Annotated in this window: 22 protein-coding genes and 1 tRNA gene; 20 read left to right on the forward strand and 3 right to left on the reverse strand. The window is 47.2% G+C overall.

Going from position 1 to position 22,878, the window contains the following annotated elements:
• Window positions 1-5 precede the first annotated feature (5 nt).
• Entirely contained in the window at window positions 6-1,310 is a 1,305-nt protein-coding gene (locus GKG43_RS09845) for a trypsin-like peptidase domain-containing protein (RefSeq protein WP_129879051.1), read from the forward strand.
• Between the two features lie 200 nt (window positions 1,311-1,510).
• Here GKG43_RS09845 and GKG43_RS09850 read toward each other — a convergent pair whose 3' ends face one another.
• From GKG43_RS09850 to GKG43_RS23590, 3 genes are read right to left on the reverse strand one after another with little or no spacing between them, the layout of a single operon-like run.
• Window positions 1,511-2,128 carry a manganese catalase family protein gene (locus GKG43_RS09850; RefSeq protein ID WP_050640920.1) on the reverse strand — a complete coding sequence of 206 codons (618 nt, stop codon included), beginning with the start codon at window positions 2,126-2,128 and terminating at the stop codon, window positions 1,511-1,513.
• Window positions 2,129-2,131: 3 nt separating this feature from the next.
• Window positions 2,132-2,401, reverse strand: a complete 270-nt coding sequence (locus GKG43_RS09855) for a spore coat protein CotJB (protein ID WP_055153049.1) — start codon at window positions 2,399-2,401, stop codon at window positions 2,132-2,134.
• Window positions 2,398-2,520, reverse strand: coding sequence for a spore coat associated protein CotJA (locus tag GKG43_RS23590; RefSeq protein ID WP_083487071.1), 123 nt, complete (start codon window positions 2,518-2,520; stop codon window positions 2,398-2,400). Before GKG43_RS23590 ends, GKG43_RS09855 begins: the two co-directional genes overlap by 4 nt.
• Window positions 2,521-2,540: 20 nt before the next feature.
• Here GKG43_RS23590 and GKG43_RS09865 point away from each other — a divergent pair, with 20 nt between their 5' ends.
• From GKG43_RS09865 to sigE, 19 genes are all read left to right on the forward strand, one after another.
• Window positions 2,541-2,999, forward strand: coding sequence for a hypothetical protein (locus GKG43_RS09865; protein ID WP_055153047.1), 459 nt, complete (start codon window positions 2,541-2,543; stop codon window positions 2,997-2,999).
• Between the two features lie 69 nt (window positions 3,000-3,068).
• Window positions 3,069-3,143, forward strand: a tRNA-Pro gene (locus GKG43_RS09870).
• Window positions 3,144-3,358: 215 nt separating this feature from the next.
• On the forward strand, window positions 3,359-5,239 hold the full coding sequence (gene asnB, locus GKG43_RS09875; RefSeq protein ID WP_129879052.1) for an asparagine synthase (glutamine-hydrolyzing): 1,881 nt from the start codon (window positions 3,359-3,361) through the stop codon (window positions 5,237-5,239).
• 137 nt (window positions 5,240-5,376) lie between these two features.
• Window positions 5,377-6,696 carry a putative peptidoglycan glycosyltransferase FtsW gene (locus tag GKG43_RS09880; protein WP_129879053.1) on the forward strand — a complete coding sequence of 440 codons (1,320 nt, stop codon included), beginning with the start codon at window positions 5,377-5,379 and terminating at the stop codon, window positions 6,694-6,696.
• 111 nt (window positions 6,697-6,807) lie between these two features.
• The gene (locus GKG43_RS09885; protein ID WP_055154991.1) at window positions 6,808-7,647 is read left to right on the forward strand and encodes a DegV family protein; all 840 of its coding nucleotides are present in this window, start codon (window positions 6,808-6,810) and stop codon (window positions 7,645-7,647) included.
• Between the two features lie 76 nt (window positions 7,648-7,723).
• Window positions 7,724-7,960, forward strand: a complete 237-nt coding sequence (locus GKG43_RS09890) for a hypothetical protein (protein WP_025655683.1) — start codon at window positions 7,724-7,726, stop codon at window positions 7,958-7,960.
• A gap of 16 nt (window positions 7,961-7,976) precedes the next feature.
• The gene (locus tag GKG43_RS09895; RefSeq protein WP_154253291.1) at window positions 7,977-8,135 is read left to right on the forward strand and encodes a hypothetical protein; all 159 of its coding nucleotides are present in this window, start codon (window positions 7,977-7,979) and stop codon (window positions 8,133-8,135) included.
• Window positions 8,136-9,024: 889 nt separating this feature from the next.
• On the forward strand, window positions 9,025-9,462 hold the full coding sequence (gene mraZ, locus GKG43_RS09900) for a division/cell wall cluster transcriptional repressor MraZ (RefSeq protein ID WP_025655684.1): 438 nt from the start codon (window positions 9,025-9,027) through the stop codon (window positions 9,460-9,462).
• A gap of 36 nt (window positions 9,463-9,498) precedes the next feature.
• Entirely contained in the window at window positions 9,499-10,434 is a 936-nt protein-coding gene (rsmH, locus tag GKG43_RS09905; RefSeq protein ID WP_050640917.1) for a 16S rRNA (cytosine(1402)-N(4))-methyltransferase RsmH, read from the forward strand.
• Window positions 10,435-10,579: 145 nt separating this feature from the next.
• Window positions 10,580-11,122 carry a hypothetical protein gene (locus tag GKG43_RS09910; protein ID WP_050640916.1) on the forward strand — a complete coding sequence of 181 codons (543 nt, stop codon included), beginning with the start codon at window positions 10,580-10,582 and terminating at the stop codon, window positions 11,120-11,122.
• Window positions 11,123-11,193: 71 nt separating this feature from the next.
• Window positions 11,194-13,155 carry a penicillin-binding protein 2 gene (locus tag GKG43_RS09915; RefSeq protein WP_347562933.1) on the forward strand — a complete coding sequence of 654 codons (1,962 nt, stop codon included), beginning with the start codon at window positions 11,194-11,196 and terminating at the stop codon, window positions 13,153-13,155.
• Between the two features lie 65 nt (window positions 13,156-13,220).
• Window positions 13,221-15,002 (forward strand): penicillin-binding transpeptidase domain-containing protein, encoded by a 1,782-nt coding sequence (locus GKG43_RS09920; RefSeq protein ID WP_050640914.1) that lies wholly within the window; start codon window positions 13,221-13,223, stop codon window positions 15,000-15,002.
• A gap of 169 nt (window positions 15,003-15,171) precedes the next feature.
• Window positions 15,172-16,128: a phospho-N-acetylmuramoyl-pentapeptide-transferase gene (mraY, locus tag GKG43_RS09925; protein WP_050640913.1), complete on the forward strand. Its 957-nt coding sequence runs from the start codon at window positions 15,172-15,174 to the stop codon at window positions 16,126-16,128.
• Window positions 16,129-16,131: 3 nt separating this feature from the next.
• Window positions 16,132-17,493, forward strand: coding sequence for a UDP-N-acetylmuramoyl-L-alanine--D-glutamate ligase (gene murD / locus GKG43_RS09930; RefSeq protein WP_129879054.1), 1,362 nt, complete (start codon window positions 16,132-16,134; stop codon window positions 17,491-17,493).
• A 14-nt stretch (window positions 17,494-17,507) separates the two neighbouring features.
• Window positions 17,508-18,593, forward strand: a complete 1,086-nt coding sequence (locus tag GKG43_RS09935; protein ID WP_050640911.1) for a putative peptidoglycan glycosyltransferase FtsW — start codon at window positions 17,508-17,510, stop codon at window positions 18,591-18,593.
• Between the two features lie 27 nt (window positions 18,594-18,620).
• Window positions 18,621-19,652, forward strand: coding sequence for an FtsQ-type POTRA domain-containing protein (locus GKG43_RS09940; RefSeq protein WP_129879055.1), 1,032 nt, complete (start codon window positions 18,621-18,623; stop codon window positions 19,650-19,652).
• A 247-nt stretch (window positions 19,653-19,899) separates the two neighbouring features.
• Entirely contained in the window at window positions 19,900-21,087 is a 1,188-nt protein-coding gene (gene ftsZ, locus GKG43_RS09945; protein WP_050640910.1) for a cell division protein FtsZ, read from the forward strand.
• Between the two features lie 228 nt (window positions 21,088-21,315).
• The gene (locus GKG43_RS09950; protein ID WP_050640909.1) at window positions 21,316-22,104 is read left to right on the forward strand and encodes a sigma-E processing peptidase SpoIIGA; all 789 of its coding nucleotides are present in this window, start codon (window positions 21,316-21,318) and stop codon (window positions 22,102-22,104) included.
• 1 nt (window position 22,105) lies between these two features.
• Window positions 22,106-22,846: an RNA polymerase sporulation sigma factor SigE gene (gene sigE, locus GKG43_RS09955; RefSeq protein ID WP_025655694.1), complete on the forward strand. Its 741-nt coding sequence runs from the start codon at window positions 22,106-22,108 to the stop codon at window positions 22,844-22,846.
• Window positions 22,847-22,878 lie beyond the last annotated feature (32 nt).

Consider the following 22,878-nt stretch of genomic DNA (forward strand, 5'->3'; position numbering starts at 1 on the left):
TTTGTATGGAAAACCAATATAATTATTACAATCCCGAAGGACAGCAGGGGAATGCTCAGTATAATAGCCAGCCGGATCATAACAGTCACAGCAGAAAACCAAAAAAGAAAATGCCCAAGGCTGTGGTAGTAACCGGATGCGCTCTATTATTTGGAGTTGTCTCCAGCGCAACATTTTTAACATCTAATATTGTAGGCAGTAAGGTACTGGGTCTGAATGAGTCGTCTAATACAACGGCCAAGAATACGGCTCCGGTTAACAGCAGTTCTCTTACCAAAACATCCAGTGTCATCACATCGGATGTGTCCGGTGTTGTGGAGAGCGTTATGCCTTCCATTGTTTCAATCACCAATATGAGCGTCCAGCAGGTGCAGGATTTCTTCGGAGGCATATCTCAGCAGCAAAGCGAGAGTGCAGGTACGGGTATTATCATAGCCCAGAATGACTCGGAACTTCTGATTGTAACGAACAATCATGTGGTGGAAGGCAGTGAGACACTGACAGTTACATTCGATGACGGCACAAGCCTTGAGGCAGATATTAAAGGGACAGACCCGTCCCATGACCTGGCAGTCATTGCCGTGCCGCTGGATACGATTTCCAAAGATACAATGGATAAGATTGCAGTAGCTACCCTGGGAGATTCTACTCAGTTGAAAGTTGGGGAGCCGGCCATTGCCATCGGAAACGCACTCGGATACGGCCAGTCTGTTACGACTGGTGTTATAAGCGCGACGGATCGTGAGAGTACGACTACAGACACTATGACAGGTGAAACAACAACCAGCGATGTCAGACTGATTCAGACAGATGCAGCGATCAATCCAGGTAACAGCGGCGGCGCTTTGGTGAATGCAAACGGAGAGGTTATCGGAATTAACTCCTCCAAACTCGTAGGAAGCTCTGTTGAAGGTGTCGGCTACGCAATTCCGATCAGCGATGTGTCAGATATTATTACAAATCTCATGAATCAGCAGACAAAATCCAAAGTTGCGGAAGCAGACAGAGGATATCTGGGAATCGAAGGTATTGATGTGACCTCTGAGAATGCACAGAGATTTAATATGCCGCTTGGCGTTTATGTGACAGATGTTACCAGCGGAGGCGGAGCAAAAGCAGCTGGAATGACAAAGGGCGGAGTTATAACAGCATTGAATGGAACTACCATTGACAGCATGAATACACTGAAAGAACAGTTAAGATATTATGCAAAAGGTGACACCGTGACGCTGACGGTTCAGGTTCCAGGAAGTAACGGGGAATACACTGAAAATACCTATCAGGTAACATTAGGTGCAAAGGCGGAATAGCCATATAGGAACGCAGATATATACCTGCAGGACCTCTTCGATGTATTTCCTGCAGGGATAAAAAGAACACACAGCGGCAGATACCGCATAAATACAATACAGGACGCAGCCTTTATGGTAAGGCAGCGTCCTGTATTTTAAACTTATAAACCGTTCGTATGAAGAGTTTACATCAACTGACAGAGCCTGCTGATGCCACTTTATTTACAGCCGCAGTCCTGACGAATATCGAATTCAGGATTGATGGCATAGAAGTTTTTACTGTCCAGATTATCCTGAACGATACGCAAACTTTCTCCGAATCTCTGATAATGAACAACCTCACGTTCTCTCAGGAAACGAATAGGATCACAGACTTCTGGGTCTTTCACCAGTCTCAGGATATTGTCATAAGTAGTTCTAGCTTTTTGTTCTGCAGCCATATCTTCATGGAGATCGGTGATTGGATCGCCTTTTGACTGGAACACAGTTGCTGTCCACGGCATTCCGCTCGCCGCCTGCGGCCAGAGCGCAAGGGTATGGTCTACATAATAGGTACCGAAGCCGGATTTCTCAATTTCTTCCGGTGTCAGGTTTCTGGTGAGCTGATGGACAATGGCACAGATCATCTCCATATGAGCCAGTTCTTCCGTACCGATATCTGTCAGAATACCGGTCACCTCTTTGTAAGGCATTGTGTATCTCTGAGAAAGATAGCGCATGGAAGCAGCGAGTTCGCCGTCGGGTCCCCCGAATTGTGTAATAATGATCTGAGCAATTTTCGGGTTGGTCTGTGTAATTTTTACTGGATACTGCAGTCTTTTTTCATAACCCCACATATACTAACATCCTCCTTCCTGCCATGGCCATGGCTCATTGATCCAGTCCCACCTGTCAGCGCAGGAATAGACAGTGGTATCAATTGTAAGAGGACCATAGTATGCGGCATATTCTTTCAGAGCCTCATTTCTCATGCGGCTGTACTCGCGAAAATAAGCGAGTGCATCTTCATCGCAGGGGTGGGTATCAAGAAAAAGTTTCACGTCATCCACCGCGAAGCTGACCGCATTGATATGGTCAAGTAAATCTTTTTTGCATGGACGTTCACTCATCGATTACACCCTCCTCTTCCATGAAATGGTTTTGAGAGGTCTTCAAAAATTGTACCTCTCTGGAAGCCTTTACAAGGTTCGTATAAATTCCGCCATTTCTGCCAGGGCACGTATGCCATAGCAATTGGGAAATCTTCCAATGCATCATAACGGCATCCACACGGCTGTGAGGGATGGCGTTCCGGAGTGCGGCATTCACACTGTTCTGGTTTGTGGTGTTCCGGATGATGTCCGCATGGTTCCGGAGTGCGGCAACCGCGCTGTTCTGGTTTACGTGGTTCTGGAGTGTGGCAACCGCACTGTTCTGGTTTACGGGATTCTGGAGCGCGGCAACCGCACTGTTCCGGTTTACGTGGTTCTGGAGTGCGGCAACCACATGGTTCTGGTTTGCGTGGCTCTGGAGTGCGGCATCCACAAGGCTCCGGTGCTCCGCACTGGCGGTCAGTTCTTGGCATGGGGGCAGGTGCAGGACGGCAGTTATTATTACCGTTCGGCATGCTGCGGCAGTTATTATAGTTCATTTGTCTGCCGTAGCGCATATTGTTTTGACAATTCGCCATTTGCGATATCTCCTTCCATATCATTTACAATATTATAGTATGGAAGAAAATTAAAAAGGTTCCACTTTACAATTTGGCAAAAGTCTTATATAATAGAACAAGTGAGGCGGGGTGTGGCTCAGTTTGGTTAGAGCGCACGGCTGGGGGCCGTGAGGTCGCAGGTTCGAATCCTGTCACCCCGATCAGAGTAGCAGTGCTTCTTATGCACTGCTTTTCTTATGTTAAACATGTTATTTGGAATTGATCATTTTTGGCCAAAAATCATGCCAATTTCCCTTCTTTTAAAAAAAGTTGTTTTTATATGTAAAAAAAGCTATAATATAGGACAAGTTATATAGTAGAGTATCCTTTGATACGCGGTAGAACAGGATGGCATAATAAAAGGAGATAAATTTTTATGTGTGGATTTGCAGGATTTGTAGGAGAAGTTGAAGATAGAGAACAGGTACTGGTCAATATGATGAACACGATCGTACACAGAGGACCGGACAGTGAGGGCAGGTATGTGGATGAGGATGCGGCGCTGGGTTTTAGACGGCTGAGCATCATTGACCTCTCATCGGTGGGAGACCAGCCGCTTTACAATGAGGATCGCAGCATGGTGCTGGTGTTTAACGGAGAGATATATAATTACCAGGACCTGCGGAGTGACCTGGTGGAGGCCGGGCATATATTTGTATCAAATACGGATTCTGAGACGCTTCTGCACGGTTATGAGGAGTGGGGCGAGAACCTTGTGGACAGGCTGCGCGGGATGTACGCATTTGCAATCTGGGACATCAAGAAGAAAAAACTTTTTGCGGCAAGGGATATTTTTGGCATTAAGCCGCTATATTATGCACAGATGAATGGTACACTGATGTTCGGCTCAGAAATCAAGTCATTTATGGAGCATCCAAAGTTTGATAAAGTCTTTAATGAGGCGGCCCTTGGAAATTACCTCTCTTTTCAGTTTGTACCCACAAATGAGACTTTCTTCAAGGGGGTATTCTGTCTTCAGCCGGGCCATTATTTCACATATGAAAACGGAAAGATGGAGATAACCAGGTACTTTGAACCGCATTTTACGGGGAACAGCAGGAAGTCCTTTGAGGAGATTGTGGAAGATATCGAACACGTTATGAAAGAGTCGGTGGAAAAACACAAGATCAGTGATGTTGAGGTTGCGTCCTACCTTTCAAGTGGCGTGGATTCCAGTTATCTGACGTATCTGGGGCAGGTGGACCGTACCTTTACCGTAGGGTTTGACGAGGGGAAATACAGTGAGATTCAGGATGCAAAGGAATTTGCGGCAAGCATCAATATGCAGAACGATGCAAAGGTAATTACGCCGGAGGAATATTGGGACAAATTATCGGATATCCAGTATTATATGGATGAACCGGTGGCTGATCCGGCTGCTATCGCCCTGTATTTTTTGAGTGAAGAGGCTGCCAAGAAGGTAAAAGTAGTACTTTCGGGAGAAGGCTCTGACGAGCTTTTCGGAGGCTATAACATATATTGTGAACCGTTGGAGCATACCGCATTTAATAAGATTCCCATGTGCATCAGAAGAGTGCTTGGTAAGTTTGCGGAGCGCTGTCTGCCAAGAGGAGTGAAGGGGAGAGGATTCCTGATGAGGCACGGCAAGACACTGGAGGAGCGTTATTTTGCAAATGCTACGAATATTTTTACGGAGAGAGAAGCCAGCCGCTTGCTCAAGAAAGGATGTGAGCCGGGGATTCAGAAGGTAACACGCCCGCTTTACGAACGGGTAAAGGGAAAAGACCCGGTAACGAAGATGCAGTATGTGGATCTGCATCTGTGGCTTGTGCACGATATCCTGATGAAGGGCGATAAGATGGGAATGGCTAATTCGCTGGAAGTCAGAGTGCCGTTTCTGGACAGGGAGGTGCTGGAACTGGCCGAGACCCTGCCGCTGGATTATAAAGTGCGCGCACCGAGGACTAAGGTGGCCCTGAGGGCGGCAGCAGATAAAGTAATACGGAGTAAGACAGCAGAAAAGAAAAAGCTGGGCTTTCCGATTCCGATCAGAGTTTGGCTGAGGGAAGAGAAGTATTATAATATAGTAAAAAAGATGTTTACATCCGAAGCGGCGGAGAAGTTTTTCAATACAGACATGCTGGTGAAAATGCTGGATGAGCATAAGGATGGTAAGAATACAAATGAGAAAACAGACAACAGCCGTAAGATCTGGACGGTCTATATTTTCCTTGTGTGGTATGACAGATTTTTTGAGCATGGCAAACCGGTGCATCCGGCTATGAGCAGCAGATAGGAAAAGAAGGACAGCCGGCCGGAGTCGATGGCGGCCGGCTGTTTTAGCGCGTCTGTTTTCGTAAAATGCCACAATAATACCTGGCAGGAGTAAACAGACGAGATCTTTTGTAAAAATTCAGGAACAGGGGAGATATCATGAGAAGCAGGACAGTGCAGCCGATTCGAAATAACGGGAGGAAGCGTGCAACGCCGCCGGGCAGAGGCAGCAGTGATGGCGGCAGTATAGAAGCCAGGAGAAAGAGGCCGGACGCAACACGGCCCATGCAGAGCGTTCCGCATTCTCCGCCGCCTGCGGAGAAAAAGGCCGGAAGGAAGCAGCGGGTGAAAAAGGGCATCCGGTATTTTGATTACGATCTGCTGCTGGTGATCATTTTTCTGATGTGCTTTGGTTTGGTGATGCTCTACAGTACCAGCGCCTACAGCGCACAGTCAGACTTTGAGAACGATATGTATTATTTTTCTAAACAGGCGGTCATCAGTGTTTTAAGTTTTGCCGCTATGTTTATAGTATCCAAGATTGACTATCATATATATGGTGCGTTTGCGTTTGAACTTTACATATTCGCGATGATTATGATGGCTCTGGTACAGACACCGCTGGGAATTGAAATATATGGAGCCAGAAGATGGATCCAGCTGCCTGGAAATTTGACACTGCAGCCATCCGAGATAACCAAGATAGCGGTGATATTGTTTATATCCTATGAATTGTGCAGGCTGGGAAAGAAAATCAATACGAGGGAAGGGATTGTGAGGATTATGGCATTCGGCGTAATTGCGGCCGGGGGAGTCATGTTTCTGACAGACAATCTGAGTACGGCGATTATTGTGATGGCGATCACCTGCATACTGATTTTTGTAGTTCACCCTAAGACAAAGCCTTTTATCGCGGTGGCGGGAGCATTTACCGCAGTGGCGGTCGTGGGGATTTCCGTGATGGCGGCGACCATTACCACAAGTGAAAACTTTCGTCTGCGCCGGATCATTACATGGCTGGATCCGGAAAACCACGCGGACAAAGGCGGCTTCCAGGTAATGCAGGGGCTGTATGCAATCGGTTCCGGCGGATTTTTTGGAAAAGGTCTTGGAAACAGTACACAGAAACTCGGGGTAATTCCGGAAGTGCAGAATGACATGATTCTGTCTATTGTCTGCGAGGAGCTGGGGGTTTTCGGTGCAATTGTGATTCTGGTCTTGTTTGGCCTTTTATTGTACAGGCTGATGTTTATAGCCAGAAATGCGCCCGATCTGTACGGTTCCCTGATTGCCACCGGGATTTTTGCCCACATTGCACTTCAGGTAATTCTGAATATTGCGGTTGTTACCAACTTGATTCCTACAACAGGAATTACGCTTCCCTTCATTAGTTATGGGGGGACATCCATCTTGTTTTTGATGACGGAGATGGGGATTGCACTGGGAATATCCAGAAAAATCAAATTGAGTGACGGGTAATTAAAAAAATATCTTTTCATACGATATAAAGTGTGCTATATTAGTATGTAGTATTTAAAACTACATATAATAGATGCGAAATGCACTATTTGTAGTGTGGGAGGATATAATATGAGCTATAAAGTAATTGTAGACAGCTGTGGTGAATTAACAGAAGATATGAAAAAAAGCGGACTTTTTGAGACAGCTTCCCTGAGTATGGAAGTGGGCGGAGTCCGGATCATAGACGATGAGACATTTGACCAGGCAGATTTTTTGAGACGCGTGGCGGCAAGCCCGGAATGTCCCAAGTCATCCTGCCCGTCGCCGGAAGAATACATGGAGAGATATCACTGTGAGGCGGACAGGGTTTACGCGGTTACTCTGTCTGCGGAACTGAGCGGATCCTATAACAGCGCGGAGCTGGGCAGAAAGCTTTACAAAGAAGAATATGGAGAAAAGGACATCTATATTTTCAATTCTCGTTCCGCATCCGTGGGGGAGACCCTGATTGCGATGAAGATACAGGAATGCGAAGACCGGGGAATGACATTCAAAGAGGTGATTGACACCGTTGAAAGATATATCGCCGGGCAGAATACTTATTTTGTACTTGAGACCCTGGATACCCTGAGAAAAAACGGCAGGCTGTCGGGTATTAAGGCAATCGTGGCAAGCGCTTTGAACATCAAGCCGGTCATGGGTGCAAAACCCGAGGGCGTCATCTGTCAGCTGGGACAGGCAAGAGGCATGAAAAGGGCGCTGGCAAAAATGGCGGATCACATAATCGAAGATCTGGAGATGCCGGAGGAAAAGATACTAGCGATTTCCCACTGTAACTGTGAAGAGAGGGCGCTGGAAGTACAGCGGATGCTTTTAGAAAAGATTCACGTAAAGACCAGCTTCATTATAGATACAGCCGGGATCAGCACAATGTATGCAAGCGACGGTGGAATTATAGTTGTGATATAGAAAAGTTTGTGATAAAATGCTTTTAGGCAGTGAGACCGGATAATGATCTCAAAAAGAAACACGAAGGAGTTTAAAGATGAGCCAGGAAAAAGTAGATAGATACAAACAAGAAAAGGCCAACAGGAAGAAAATAGTTAAAAAGCAGAGAATTATGAATGTTGTGCGCAAAACAGTGCTCAGCTTAGCAGTAATAGCTTTAGTCGGATGGCTGGGATACTCGGCATACCAGACACATGAAGCGGGGAAAGAAAGACCTGTAGCCCAGGTAAACTATGACTCCATCAATAATTATATGAGTCAGTTGAGTCAATAGCGGGGAGATGCGCGAGATGTGGGGCCGCCTGAACGGCAAGGTGTGTATGTCTTTTGCAGGGGCGGTATATGTATCAAGATTTGCTAAAATGAAAAAGACGAAAAAGCAGGGCAACCCCGGCAGGCCGTCCGAAATTCTGATGAATTTCGCACGTCCGGCCGAGGCAAAACCGTGATCCGGAATCACGGTTTTGACCCTGCTTTTTCGTCTTTTTCATTTAAGCAAATCTAAGAGGCATATACAGCCCCTGCAAAAGGCATACACACCTTGCCGCTCAGGCTGGATGCATCATGGCGGATATGCCCCGCTGGGGATTACTTAACCGGGCCTCGTGGACGGTGACGAAAGGGGGACGGGGATGGGATACGTTTAAAACTCCCCCACCAGCTACCACATATTGAAGAGAATCTCCACCTGTCCCCACTCAAATTAATTCCCCCCCAGCCACCACGAATTGAAGAACATCTCCACCTGTCTCCACTCAGATTAATTCCCCCACCGGCCACCACCTAAACATATTTCCCCCCACTTCTCTCCATCGCACAAAATCCCCTCCCCAAAGCGCAAGTGTAAATCTCCGCCCCGCCCCGCGCCCCAGCCATTCCCGCCAATTCCCCAAAGGGGAAGCGGCAGTTGTCAGTTTCCGGATGAACACAGCCGGGAAAAGCGGGAATATGGGAGCCAGGGGCGTCTTTGCGGGAGTTAGCCGGACTTAAAGAAAAAAGGCGGAAAACCAGGACAAAAACTGTGATCACAAATCACAGTTTTTCCTTGACCCTGAGATCAAAATGATCAGATTTTGGGCTCAGGGTCAAGGTTGTCCTGGTTTTCCGTCTTTTTTCTTTTAGTCCGGCTTACCCCCGTATACCGCCCCAGGCCCCCATATTCCCGCTTTTCCCGGCGGACGTACCCAAACGCCCCACCCCCTCCCAAGAATTTTTTTGAAAAAAGGACTTGAAAATGGAGGAAGAGTGGTTTACAATGGTGACAAGTGGTAGGAAGTGGTAGTGAGTGGCACAAAGTGGGGAGGAATGTGGAGGCCCACTTAGCAGAAGGGGTTCCGGATGTTATTAGGAGAGTTTAATCATACAATTGATGAAAAAGGCCGACTAATCATCCCAGCCAAGTTACGAGACGATTTGGGAGATAGTTTTGTAATTTGTAATGGCTTGGAGGGTTGCCTTTTTGTCTACTCCATGGACGAATGGAACAAATTCGTTGCCGAACTGGAAACCTTACCACGCATGAGTAAAGATGCCAGAGTATTCAAGCGTTATTTCTTCGGAAGTGCATCAGAAGGCAGTTTTGATAAGCAGGGAAGGGTACTTGTACCTCCCACGCTCAGGAAAGCAGCCGGACTGGAAAAAGATGTTGTCCTCGTGGGAGTTCAGGACCGCGTTGAAATCTGGGATAAGGCACTTTGGGAAGAGCGGAGCATGGTCAGCGAAGAGGATCTGGATGCCATTGCAGAAAGAATGGAAGCAATTGGGATCAGAATCTAAAAGTGATGGCTGCTCTGATGACAAATGGAGGAATTTATGGCATTCAGGCACACATCAGTTTTACTTGAAGAAACTGTAGACGGTCTGGCGGTAAAGCCGGACGGGATTTACGTTGACGCTACACTCGGCGGGGGCGGACATGCCTTTGAAGTGTGCAGCAAATTAAGCAGCAAGGGGAGTTTTATAGGAATAGACCAGGACGCGGCGGCGATTGAAGCGGCCGGCGCCCGATTACTCGACTTCGGGGAGAGAGTTACAATAATCAGGAGCAATTATTGTGATATGAAGCCGAGGCTCCATGAGATAGGCATTGACAAAGTCGATGGAATTGTTCTGGATCTGGGCGTATCATCTTACCAACTGGATACGGCAGAACGGGGATTTTCCTATCGGACAGATGCACCTTTGGACATGAGGATGGATCAGAGGCAGAAGATGACGGCAAAGGATATTGTCAATGGCTACAGCGAATCGGACCTTTACCGCGTGATACGGGATTACGGGGAAGACAGGTTTGCAAAGAATATTGCAAAGCATATTGTAATCGCACGCGGGAAGGGCCCGATCGAAACTACAGGACAGTTGAATGAGATTATCAGACAGGCCATCCCGATGAAGATCCAAAAGACTTCGGGACATCCCTCCAAGAGGACATATCAGGCCATCAGGATCGAACTTAACCGTGAGCTTGAAGTACTTCGGGACACGCTGGACGACATGATTGAACTGTTGAATCCGGGCGGAAGGATTTGTATCATAACCTTCCATTCACTGGAGGACCGGATTGTCAAGAGTGCGTTTCGGAAGAATGAGAATCCGTGTACCTGTCCGAGCCATTTCCCGGTATGTGTCTGTGGAAATGTATCAAAAGGAAAAGTAATTACAAGAAAACCAATTCTGCCCAGTGAGGAAGAACTGGAAGAAAACAGCCGTTCCAAGAGCGCAAAACTGCGGATATTTGAACGGAGCTAGTACATCCCATCAGGAAGTAGGGAGCCTGATGAGGGTTAAGCTTCCGATTGTGGGGAAGCTGCATTTATAAGGAGTATAGCAAATAGAGCTCCGTCAGGAAGGGGAGAGCCTGGCGGAACAGCATCAAGGAAAGGGGCAGACGATCATGGCTGCAAGAAGACAAGTTACCGCATACAGAAGATCAGACAGCATGAATAGCAGCCATAGACAGGCATATGTTTATGGTAATACAGTACGCCAGCCGGAAGTCCTGCCAAAGAGAATGCCAGAGGAGCGGCCGCAGCGTCCGGAAAGGACAAGCCGCCAGGTGCGAAAAAACCGGAAAAGAGCTATGAATATGAGCCCCGCTTACGCGGTATTTCTGGTAGCAGCAGCAGTCTGTGCAGTTTTTATATGTGTTGCATATCTGAAACTGCAGTCAGACATTGTAAACAGGTCAGAGAACATTTCAGTGCTGCAGGAGAAGCTTGCAGACCTGACAGACGAGAATGATACGGCGTATAACGCAGCGGCGGACTCCGTAAATCTGGAGGAGATACGCAGCAAAGCCATGAATGAGATGGGAATGGTATATGCGGCGCAGGGCAATGTAGTGGAGTATGAGAGCCCTACAAGCGACTATGTAAAGCAGTACAATGACATACCATCTGACGGTGTTCTGGCGAAATCCAGAGACGTATCAGATTAAGGATAACAACTATGGCAAAACGTAAAAGAAAAAATAGATTTCAATTTTTAACTAAAAAATTTCCGAAGAGGATGCAAAAAAAGCTGGTAATGCTGTTCATGGCAATCATACTGGCTTTTATTGTTCTTGTAGGGAGAATTACTTATATTAATGCCTCTAAGGGGAATAAATATACCAAGATTGTGCTTGACCAGCAGGAGTATGACAGCAGAGTAATCCCTTATAAACGGGGAGATATTGTGGACCGTAACGGCACCAAGATCGCCACCAGCGAGAGAGTGTACAATGTCATCCTGGATGTTAATGTGATGGTATCGGACGATGAGTATATAGAGCCCACGATTAAAGTGCTGGAAGACTGCTTTGGAATCAAGGAATCAAAGATCCGGACCCTTATAAAGGAAAAGCCGGAAAGCAGGTATGAAATACTGGCAAAGGGCGTATCCTACGAGAAGGCAAAGGAATTTGAGGCGATAGAGGAAGATAAGAAAAAGAATCCGAATGTCAAGGGAATCTGGCTGGAAGACGATTATAACCGGTCATATCCATACAACTCCCTGGCCAGCGATGTGGTAGGATTTACCGTATCCGGCAATCAGGGCGCGGTCGGAATTGAGAGCGCATACAATGCGATTCTGAACGGGACCGATGGCCGTGAATATGGTTACTTTGACAGCAAGTCTACGGTAGAGCGCACGGTGAAGCCGGCAAAGAATGGCAGTACGGTCGTATCCACGATAGATATGACGCTGCAGAGTATTGTAGAGCAGTGCATTAGAGAATTCAACGAGGCGCATACCGGACAGGAGCGGGAAGGGGAACCCGGAAGTAAGAATACAGCAGTCATAATCATGAACCCCAATACAGGGGAGATTCTGGCCGAGGCATCTTATCCGAATTTTGACCTGAATAATCCCAGAGACCTGACTGGCTTATATTCGGAAGAACAGCTGAAAGAAATGTCGGATGATGAACAGCTTGAAGCAATGAATGCGCTGTGGAGGAATTTCTGTGTCAGCGATGCGTTTGAGCCCGGTTCTACAGCAAAGCCTTTTACGGTAGCGGCAGGACTGGAAACGGGGGCATTAAAGGGGGATGAGAACTATGTCTGCGGCGGCTATCTGCATGTCGGAGATTATGATATCCATTGCCATCTCCGGACAGGGCATGGCCCGGAAACTGTGGAACAGGCAGTGGCAAACTCCTGCAATGTGGCACTGATGCAGATGGCTGAGTCCATTGGAATCAAGGATTTCACCAGGTATCAGCATATTTTCGGATTCGGTGAATATACGGGGATAGACCTGCCGGGAGAAGCCTCAACGTCACCTCTTGTCTATACGGAAGAGACAATGGGAATTACAGACCTGGCAACCAATTCCTTTGGGCAGGGATTTAATGTGACTATGACGCAGATGGCGGCGGCATTTTCCTCTCTGGTCAACGGAGGGTATTACTACGAACCCCATGTAGTAAAACAGATCCAGGATGAAAGCGGAAAGGTCATTGAGACCAAGGATCCGGTACTCCTCAGAAAGACAATTTCTTCTGAAACATCGACCACGGTCAAACAGTATATGAAGGCGGTTATGACTACCGGAACAGGACAGGGCGCCGCAGTGGAGGGCTATGATATCGGAGGAAAGACCGGTACTGCCGAAAAACTGCCGCGTGATCAGGGAAAGTATCTGCTATCCTTTATAGGGTACGCTCCCCAGGAGAATCCGGAGGTCGTTGTATATGTGGTCATAGACGAGCCAAACGTGCCGGATCAGTCCACAAGCAGCTATGTTCTGGAGTTGTCAAATAAAATCATGGCGCAGGCATTTCCTTATCTTGGCATCACAACAATGGAGGGATATACTGCAGCTACGGTAGGAACCGTACAGGAGGGCACACAGCCCCAGCAGACAGAGTACGAGAATTTTGATTCTGCCTATGAGGATACTTATGATAATGCAGACGGCTCCTATATAGATGAAAACTACAATCCGGACCTGGATGACTGGGCGGCCGGTCAGCCAACGGAATAGAATACGCATAACCTTACAAAAGATGTAATATGTTATAAAAATGTCTTTTGTAAGGTTATTTATTTATGAAGAACAAAACATATAATAAAAGGAAGATACTTGTCGTATTCTGCTGTGCATCTGTCATTTTGCTGGCACTGATCGGCCGCCTTGTATATCTCATGGTATTCGATGCAGAATACTACCAGAAAAAAGCGGAATCACTTCACGAGAGAGAGCGGGAGATCAAAGCGGCCAGAGGAGAAATCGTGGACAGAAATGGGACAGTGCTTGCCACAAATAAGACGGTCTGTACGATTTCCGTAATACACAATCAGATAGAAGATCCGGAACTGGTAATCCAGACGCTGATGAAGGAGCTGGAGCTGGATGAGGAGACTGTGCGCAAGAGGGTCGAAAAAGTCTCTTCGATGGAAAAAGTAAAAACAAATGTGGCCAAAGAAGTGGGAGACAGAATCCGCAATTATAATCTGGCCGGCGTGAAAGTAGACGAAGATTTTAAGCGTTATTACCCCTACGATGAGATTGGCTCAAAAGTACTGGGATTTACAGGCGGTGATAACCAGGGGATCATCGGCCTGGAAGTGAAGTATGAAGAGTACCTCAAAGGAATAAATGGGACGATCCTGACTGTGACGGATGCGAGGGGAATTGAACTGGAGGGAATTGCGGAGGACCGAATTGAACCTGTGGCGGGAAATACACTGCAGATAAGCCTGGATTACAATATACAGTCGTTCTGTGAGCAGGCGGCCCTGAAAGTAAAAGAAGAAAAACAGGCTGACAGCGTTTCCGTGCTGATGATGAATCCACAGAACGGTGAAATACTGGCAATGGTCAATGTTCCGGAATTTAATCTGAACGAGCCGTATATACTAAATACAGGGACAGATATGGACACGTTGACGGACGAACAGAAACAGGAAGAGCTGAACCGTATGTGGAGAAATGGATGCATCAACGACACATATGAACCGGGTTCTGTATTTAAGATCATTACGGCTTCTGCATGTCTCGAGGAAGGCGTTGTCAGCCTCAGTGATAACTTCTCATGCCCCGGCTACAGAGTCGTGGAGGACCGAAAAATACGCTGTCATAAGGTGGGCGGCCATGGCGCCGAGACCTTTGTACAGGGGATACAGAACTCCTGCAACCCTGTATTTATCGATATCGGGCTCAGGCTCGGTTCCGATAAATTTTATGATTATTTTAAACAGTTCGGCCTCCTCAGCCTGACAAATGTTGACCTGCCGGGAGAGGCTGGAACCATTATGCATAAGAAGGAAGATATCGGTACGGTGGAACTGGCCACAATCTCCTTCGGGCAGTCATTTCAGGTTACGCCGATTCAGCTGGCGACAACAGTCAGTTCTCTTGTAAACGGGGGCAGGAGAGTAACACCGCACTTAGGGATGGCAGTACTGGATAAAGAGGGGAATGAGATTGAAAAATTAAAGTATAAAGAGAAGAAGGGAATTGTGTCTGAGGAGACTTCCGCAACTATGAGGATGCTTCTGGAAAGCGTTGTTTCAGAAGGATCAGGAAAGAATGCCTATATCGAAGGTTATACCATCGGCGGCAAGACTGCGACATCTCAGACACTGCCTAGAAGCGCTAATAAGTATATTTCATCTTTTTTAGGATTCGCGCCTGCAGAAAATCCGCAAGTGCTCTGCATGGTACTGATCAATAACCCGCAGGGCGTGTATTATGGAGGAACAATCGCCGCACCGGTGGTACGCAGCATATACGATAATGTCCTGCCGTATCTGGGGATAGAAAAAAAGGAAATCGCACAGGATGAGGCAGAAGAGAACGGTACAGGGGAAGAAAATATAGCGGATTAAGCAGAAAAAATGAAAGAGTTCTGTCAGGGAACGAGAGAGAGTTTTGGTTGAAAAACAGCAGCCAATGAGGTATACTGAATGAGGTGTTCTGCTGCGGGCCGGGAGGACACGAAAGTAGTTAGAGTATGGAGCGAATTTCCGTTAACAAAAGAGATGAAGAGGTGTGTGTATGAGTTATCATTTAGCGATTCCGGTATTGATTTCATTTGTATTGAGTTTACTCATGGGACCAGTGGTAATACCGTTTCTTAGAAAACTGAAGATGGGGCAGACCGAGAGAACGGACGGCGTACAGTCTCATTTGAAAAAAGCAGGTACCCCGACGATGGGCGGTGTCATTATCCTTGGCAGCGTGATCATTACCTCCCTGTTTTATGTGAAGGATTATCCCAATATTATTCCGATTTTGTTTTTAACCATAGGCTTTGGACTGATCGGATTTTTGGATGACTATTTAAAAGTGGTAATGAAACGGTCCGACGGGCTGTATCCGAAACAAAAGATGGCGCTTCAGATTGTGGTGACCGCAATCTTTGCCTACTATATTATTAAGGTCGCAAAGATTCCGCTTACGCTGCTGCTTCCGTTTTCGGGCGGCAGGTACTGGGATATCGGATGGGTCGCGATCCCGCTTATGTTTATTGCGGTGATTGGAACCGTAAACGGCACAAATTTTACGGACGGCCTGGACGGCCTGGCTTCCAGTGTAACCGTGCTGGTAGCGACATTTTTTACCGTTGTGGCAATCGGAACGAAGAGCGGGGTGGAGCCGATTACCTGTGCGGTAGTGGGGGCGCTGCTTGGATTCCTTCTATTTAATGTATATCCTGCCAGCGTGTTCATGGGAGATACAGGTTCTCTGGCACTGGGAGGTTTTGTCATTGGAACGGCATATATGATGCAGATGCCGCTGTTTGTTATCATTGTAGGCCTGATTTACCTTGTAGAAGTGGCTTCGGTCATGATCCAGGTCACCTATTTTAAAAAGACAGGCGGAAAAAGATTCTTTAAAATGGCGCCGATCCATCATCACTTTGAATTGTGCGGATGGTCTGAGACGAGGGTGGTTGCCGTATTCTCCATTGTGACGGCGATCCTGTGTCTGATCGGGCTGATGGGGGTATAAATCATGGACTTAAAAGAAAAAAATGTACTGGTGTTCGGCTCAGGGATCAGCGGCGTGGCGGCAAGCCGTCTGCTTGTAAAAAAGGGCGCCAACGTGATCCTTTATGACGGCAACGCGTCTCTGGACGAGAAGCAGATAAGGGAAGAAATCCTGGATGGTATAAATGGCAGCGTTAAGATGATATTTGGGAAGCTTCCGGAAGCGGTTCTGGAGACACTGGATCTCACCGTTATGAGCCCGGGCGTGCCAACGGATCTTCCTGTCGTAGGCCGGATGAGAGAAAAGAATATTCCTGTATGGGGCGAGATTGAGCTGGCCTTTGTTTCAGGGAAGGGGGATGTGCTTGCCATAACCGGTACCAATGGAAAGACGACCACCACAGCGCTTCTCGGGGAGATCATGAAAAATTACAGGGACAGTACTTTTGTGGTGGGGAATATAGGAAACCCTTATACAGATATTGCGCTGGACACCAGGGCAGATTCGGTGATTGTGGCAGAGATGAGCAGTTTTCAGCTGGAGAGCATACATACCTTCCGTCCGAAAGTAAGCGCTGTTCTCAATATTACGCCGGATCATCTAAACCGGCACCACACGATGGAGGCCTATATTGCAGCAAAACTGAATGTAGCGAGAAACCAGACCGGGGAAGATACATGTGTTCTGAACTATGAGGACGAGGTGACAAGAGGTTTTGCGGAAAAAGTGAACGCAAAGGTTCTATATTTCAGCAGCCAGCGTAAACTAGAGAAGGGAATATATCTGGAAGGCGGAAGCATTGTCTGCAGTATAGATGGGACACCGGAGGCGGTCTGCCATATAGATGAATTGAAGCTTCTGGGCACACATAATCATGAAAACGTAATGGCTGCGGCGGCTATGGCTGCGGCGTATGGAGTGCCGATGGAGATTATTCGGAAGACCGTGAAGGAATTCCCGGGGGTAGAGCACCGGATCGAGTTCGTTGCGGAAAAGAACGGAGTTGCATACTATAACGATTCCAAGGGAACCAATCCGGACGCTGCCATTAAAGGGATTCAGGCGATGAAGCGCCCCACGCTGCTGATTGGGGGCGGATATGACAAAGCATCCTCTTATGATGAATGGATTCAGGCTTTTGACGGCAAAGTAAAAAAGCTTGTGCTGCTGGGAGCGACAAGAGAAAAGATTAAAGAGACAGCAGAACGTCTTGGTTTCTGCGATATTATCCTTGCAGATACGTTTGAGGAGGCAGTGGAAACCTGCGTAAAATATGCGCGGCCCGGTGACGCTGTACTTCTGTCCCCTGCCTGCGCAAGTTGGGGAATGTTTAAGAATTATGAAGAACGTGGAGATAAATTCAAAGAACTTGTAAATCAGTTATAAGGAGTGAATTTATATTGGAGCATCCTGCTAAAAAGAAGCGGTATGATTATACACTGCTGATTGTTGTGTTACTTCTGGTGATCATAGGGCTGGTTCTTCTGTACAGCACCAGTGCCTATAATGGGCGGGTAAAATTCCACGATTCTTTTTATTACCTGAAAAAACAGGGATTTGCAACTGCACTGGGACTGGTTGGCATGATGATCGTGGCGAAAATTGATTATCACAAATGGGTACCCCTGGCAGGCCTGGGCTACCTGACGGCGATACTGTTATCGGTTGCAGTTATGTTTATAGGAGACGAGTACAATGGGTCCAAAAGATGGCTGTCTTTAGGGCCTGTTTCATTTCAGCCGTCGGAGTTTGCTAAGGTTGCCGTCATCTTGTTTTTGGCCTGCCTGGTTACGAAAAATGCAAAAAAAATGGGGAAACTTACAACGCTCATAAAGGTAATGGTCCCGGTTCTCCCTATAGTAGGGCTGGTTGGAGCCAGCAACCTGAGTACTGCGATTATTATTATGGGAATCGCAGCGGTGCTGATCTTTGTGGCAAGCCCTAAATACGCGCAGTTTGTCTGGATGATCGTGGCCGCCGGCGGATTTATGGGTATCTTTCTGGCATTGGAAAGCTACCGTCTGGAACGGCTGGCCATCTGGAGGAATCCGGAGCTTTATGAAAAGGGGTATCAGACCCTGCAGGGCCTGTATGCCATCGGTTCAGGCGGCCTGTTCGGCAGGGGCCTGGGAGAAAGCGTACAGAAACTGGGATTTCTGCCTGAAGCACAGAACGACATGATATTTTCCATCATATGCGAGGAACTGGGCCTTGTGGGGGCAAGCCTGATTATTCTGCTTTTCCTGATTCTGATCTGGCGTTTTTTTGTCATAGCAACCCGCGCCAAGGATCTGATGGGGGCTCTGATTGCCGCCGGCGCAATGGCGCATATGATGATTCAGGTGATCCTGAATATAGCAGTTGTAACGAATTCGATCCCGAATACTGGTATAACGCTTCCCTTTATCAGCTATGGGGGCACATCTGTTATGTTTCTGCTTTTGGAAATGGGGCTTGTGCTGAGTGTTTCCAATCTGATAGAATAGGGCAGAGAATACAAAGGAGGACGACAGATGAAACGTAAAAAAAAGAGCAGACGTGAAAGATATGAAGAATACGATGATGAGGCATATATAAACGAAGTATTATATAAGGAAGGATACCGTCCGCCGGAGCGTAAAAAGAAAAAACGGCGGGGAGTATTTCTTGGACTGCTGACATTTATTCTTGGTATTGTAATTATTGTATTTGCCTTTCTGCTTCTTTTTCATATACAAAAGATCGAGGTCAAAGGAAACAAGTACTGCACGGAAAATGATGTCATCGGCTGGCTCCGGGAAGACAAGTATGCCGTGAATTCGGTTTACGTCTGGTGGAAGTATAATAAGGCAGATGTGAAACAGCTGCCGGTGGTAGAGTCCTCAAAGATCTCGTTCAGGGCCCCCTGGGCCATACGGGTTACCGTGAAAGAAAAGGAGATAAGCGGTTATATTGACTATAACAACCAGTACCTTTACTTTGACAAAGACGGTACGGCTGTGCTGTCCACCGTGGAGAAGATAGATTCTGCGGCTTATATAGAGGGCATGGAAGTGGATGCTTCTAAGGTAAAACTGGGCAAGGTTCTGCCGGTTTCCGATAAGAATGTATTTAAGCGTATTGTGGAAATCTCGCAGCTTTTGGTAAAGTACGAGCTCTCGCCGGACCGGATTACCTGCTCAGGGAGCGACCTAAACCTGTATTTCGGCAATGTTGAGGTATTGCTGGGAAAGACGAATTACGAAGTACGGCTCGCGCAGGTACCGCCGATTCTGCAGAAACTGACAGAACAGTATCCGGACAAGCAGGGCACCCTGCACCTGGAGAATTATGATGCCACAGACAAGGCGGTGCGTTTTGTGCCGAAAGAAGCACAGGAAGGGGCAGAGAGCGAAGGGCAGGACGACGGACAGGCAGCAGAAGGACAGCAGGATATAACGGGCGGGGAAGAGAGCCAGGACAATGGACAGAATGTGACGGAACCACAGGACACAGAGAACCAGGATTCTGTTCCGGAAACAGACAATCCGGAGGAACCATTAGGTACGGAACCGGCCCCGGAGTAAGGAAAGGGAGATGAGTTGCTGTACCAGCCACATGGAAGATGTTTCCAGAACCCCATAAAAAAAGCCTTTCAGGGACCTGGCAGAAGAAAATAAAAGGCCCGTGAATTGAATAAAAAAATCAGAAAATACACAAATATCTATTGATTATTTACCGAAAAGACTATATTATATACTTATTGAATTATATCGTTCAAGCATAAGGGATGTATAAAATAATATTAATAGGACGACAAAGGAGGAAATACTCTTGTTAGAAATTAAAACCAACGAATCAGAAGCAGCTGCAAGAATCATTGTTATCGGAGTCGGCGGCGGCGGTAATAACGCAGTAAACCGCATGATCGATGAGCAGATTGCAGGTGTCGAATTTATAGCGATTAATACAGATAAACAGGCACTCCAGTTATGTAAAGCACCAACTTTAATGCAGATAGGCGAGAAGCTCACAAAGGGGCTCGGTGCTGGTGCGCAGCCGGAAGTAGGGGAGAAGGCTGCAGAGGAGAGCTCAGAAGAGATATCTGCCGCACTGAAAGGCGCTGACATGGTATTCGTAACATGTGGTATGGGCGGCGGAACAGGAACAGGAGCAACTCCGGTCGTTGCACGTATCGCAAAAGAACAGGGCGCCCTGACGGTAGGCGTCGTAACAAAGCCCTTCCGTTTTGAATCGAAGACCCGTATGGCCAACGCCCTTGCGGGGATTGACAAGCTAAAAGAGAACGTGGATACGCTGATTGTCATTCCGAATGACAAGCTGCTTGAAGTAGTGGACAGAAGAACTACAATGCCGGAAGCCCTGAAGAAGGCGGACGAAGTGCTGCAGCAGGGTATTCAGGGTATTACCGACCTGATCAATGTGCCGTCCCTGATCAACCTGGACTTCGCGGATATTCAGACCGTCATGAAGGACAAGGGTATCGCGCACATCGGTATCGGTGCAGGCCGCGGAGACGACAAGGCGCTGGAGGCTGTAAAGCAGGCTGTTGCCAGTCCGCTTCTGGAGACAACCATCCAGGGAGCGTCCCACGTTATTATCAATATTTCAGGAGATATTACACTCATGGATGCATCCGATGCTGCTGAGTATGTTCAGGAACTCGCAGGTGAGAATGCAAATATCATCTTCGGTGCTATGTATGATGACTCCAGATCCGATGAGGCAACAATTACTGTTATCGCAACCGGCTTACATAACGTAGGCGGCAGTTCTTCCAAGTTAAAAGCAAGACTGGAAGGCCAGCAGAAGGTGGGATCGATTCTTCCGTCAGGCGATGTGGTAAGCAGAAGTGCAATTGATCCGGAGCGCAGAACAGCATCTCCGAGACCGGCGGGCAGACCGGCAGGCGGCACAATGCCGACCCTGGATCAGCCCAGAACACCGTCAAGTAAAGTAAAAGAGCAGTCCATTAAGATTCCGGATTTCTTTAAGAAATAAGACCGGACAGGCTGGTTACAATAAGAAAAAACAGGCAGGAGCCCCGCGGAGCTCCTGCCTGTTCTTTCTACAGCAAATTCTCAGGGAAGCCTTTCTATTAGATTCTTGTGAGATTGTCGAAACAATTTCTTTTTTTCCCGTCAACATCTGACAAAATTTCAGTGACATGCAATATATAATAAGTCTTGCTTGAGTGCCCAATGGTACCAACGAGAAAGAGGGTGGAACATGTACTATGAATTATACATAGACGTGTTGTTTCTTGTAAATTTTATGATGGATTCCCTTCTGCTTTTGTCAGTGAACCAGGTGCTGAAATGTCCTACCACACGTGGACGCATCTTTCTGGGCGGAGCATTGGGATCAGTACTGACATGTGCAGTGACAGTTGTGCCGATGCCGGGTGTCATAAAATTAATCATATTCCACGCGGTTATCAATACATTCATGATAAAAACAGGATTAAAGATCAAAGGAAAAAAGCAATTTTGGAAAGCATTTGGTTTGTTGTATATCGCAGCATTTCTGTACGGGGGGATTCTGCAGGCATTTCATCCCTATGCGCGCGCGGGAAGCCTGTTTTTTGCGGCAGCCGTGGGCAGCTATTATCTGATACGGGGAATCTGGAAATTCCTGATCAGACTGCGGACTCTGCAGGCAAAGATATGTGAGATTACGCTGTATACCAGTGCAGGCGAACAGAAAGTAAAAGCGTTAATTGACACGGGAAACGGTTTGGAGGACAGTGTGTCGAGAGAACCGGTAAGTGTAGTAGATAAAGCTCTGGCAAAATCCATTCTGACAGATGACGACATGAAAAACGGTTTCCATTACATACCGTACCGAACGGTCGGAAAGGAAAGTATTATGCCGGTTTTCAGAATTCGGAAAATGTGTATTCATCTGGAGGAGGAACGGTGGATCGAGAGGCCGGTTATAGGCGTCTGCGAGGAGCATGTTTCAGAAGAAGAGGAATATCAGATGATTTTAAATCCTGACATATTAGGAGGCATATAAAATGGTTGTAAAAGTAGCAGTACCCCAGCAGTTTAAACTGAAAGTAATACCAGACATCAGAAGCATTTTCTTCCCTAACCACAAAGAAATACATTATATTGGAGGATCCGAGGTGCTGCCGGCCCCGCTGGAGACAGAACGGGAAACAGAAGTGATAGAACATCTCGGTTCCGAGTATGACCAGGAAGCCAAAAAGCTTCTGATTGAGCACAATCTCCGTCTGGTCGTTTACATAGCTAAAAAGTTCGACAATACAGGAGTCGGAGTGGAAGACCTGATTTCTATAGGGACGATCGGTCTGATCAAGGCCATCAATACATTTAACCCTACGAAGAAAATCAAGCTGGCCACCTACGCATCCCGGTGCATTGAAAATGAGATCCTCATGTACCTGCGCAGAAATAGTAAAACCAAGATGGAGGTATCCATAGATGAGCCTCTCAACGTAGACTGGGACGGAAATGAACTTCTGCTGTCGGACATTCTCGGTACGGACGAGGATACCATATATAAGGATCTGGAAAACGAAGCGGAAAGAAAGCTTTTGATCAAAGCCATCAATAAGCTGTCCAGCAGGGAAAAGCTGATCGTAAAAATGCGTTTTGGCCTCGATAACCCGGAAGGCGAGGAAAAGACACAGAAAGAAGTGGCGGATCTGCTGGGAATATCACAGTCCTATATCTCGCGGCTTGAGAAAAAAATCATGCAGCGCTTGAAACGCGAGATGGTGCGGTATGAATAGAAGTCGGCAAGATGAGGATGGGGGCGACGCAG

It is taken from the genome of Eubacterium sp. BIOML-A2 (genome assembly GCF_009680135.1).
GTDB classification, from domain to species: Bacteria; Bacillota; Clostridia; order Lachnospirales; family Lachnospiraceae; genus Faecalicatena; species Faecalicatena contortus_B.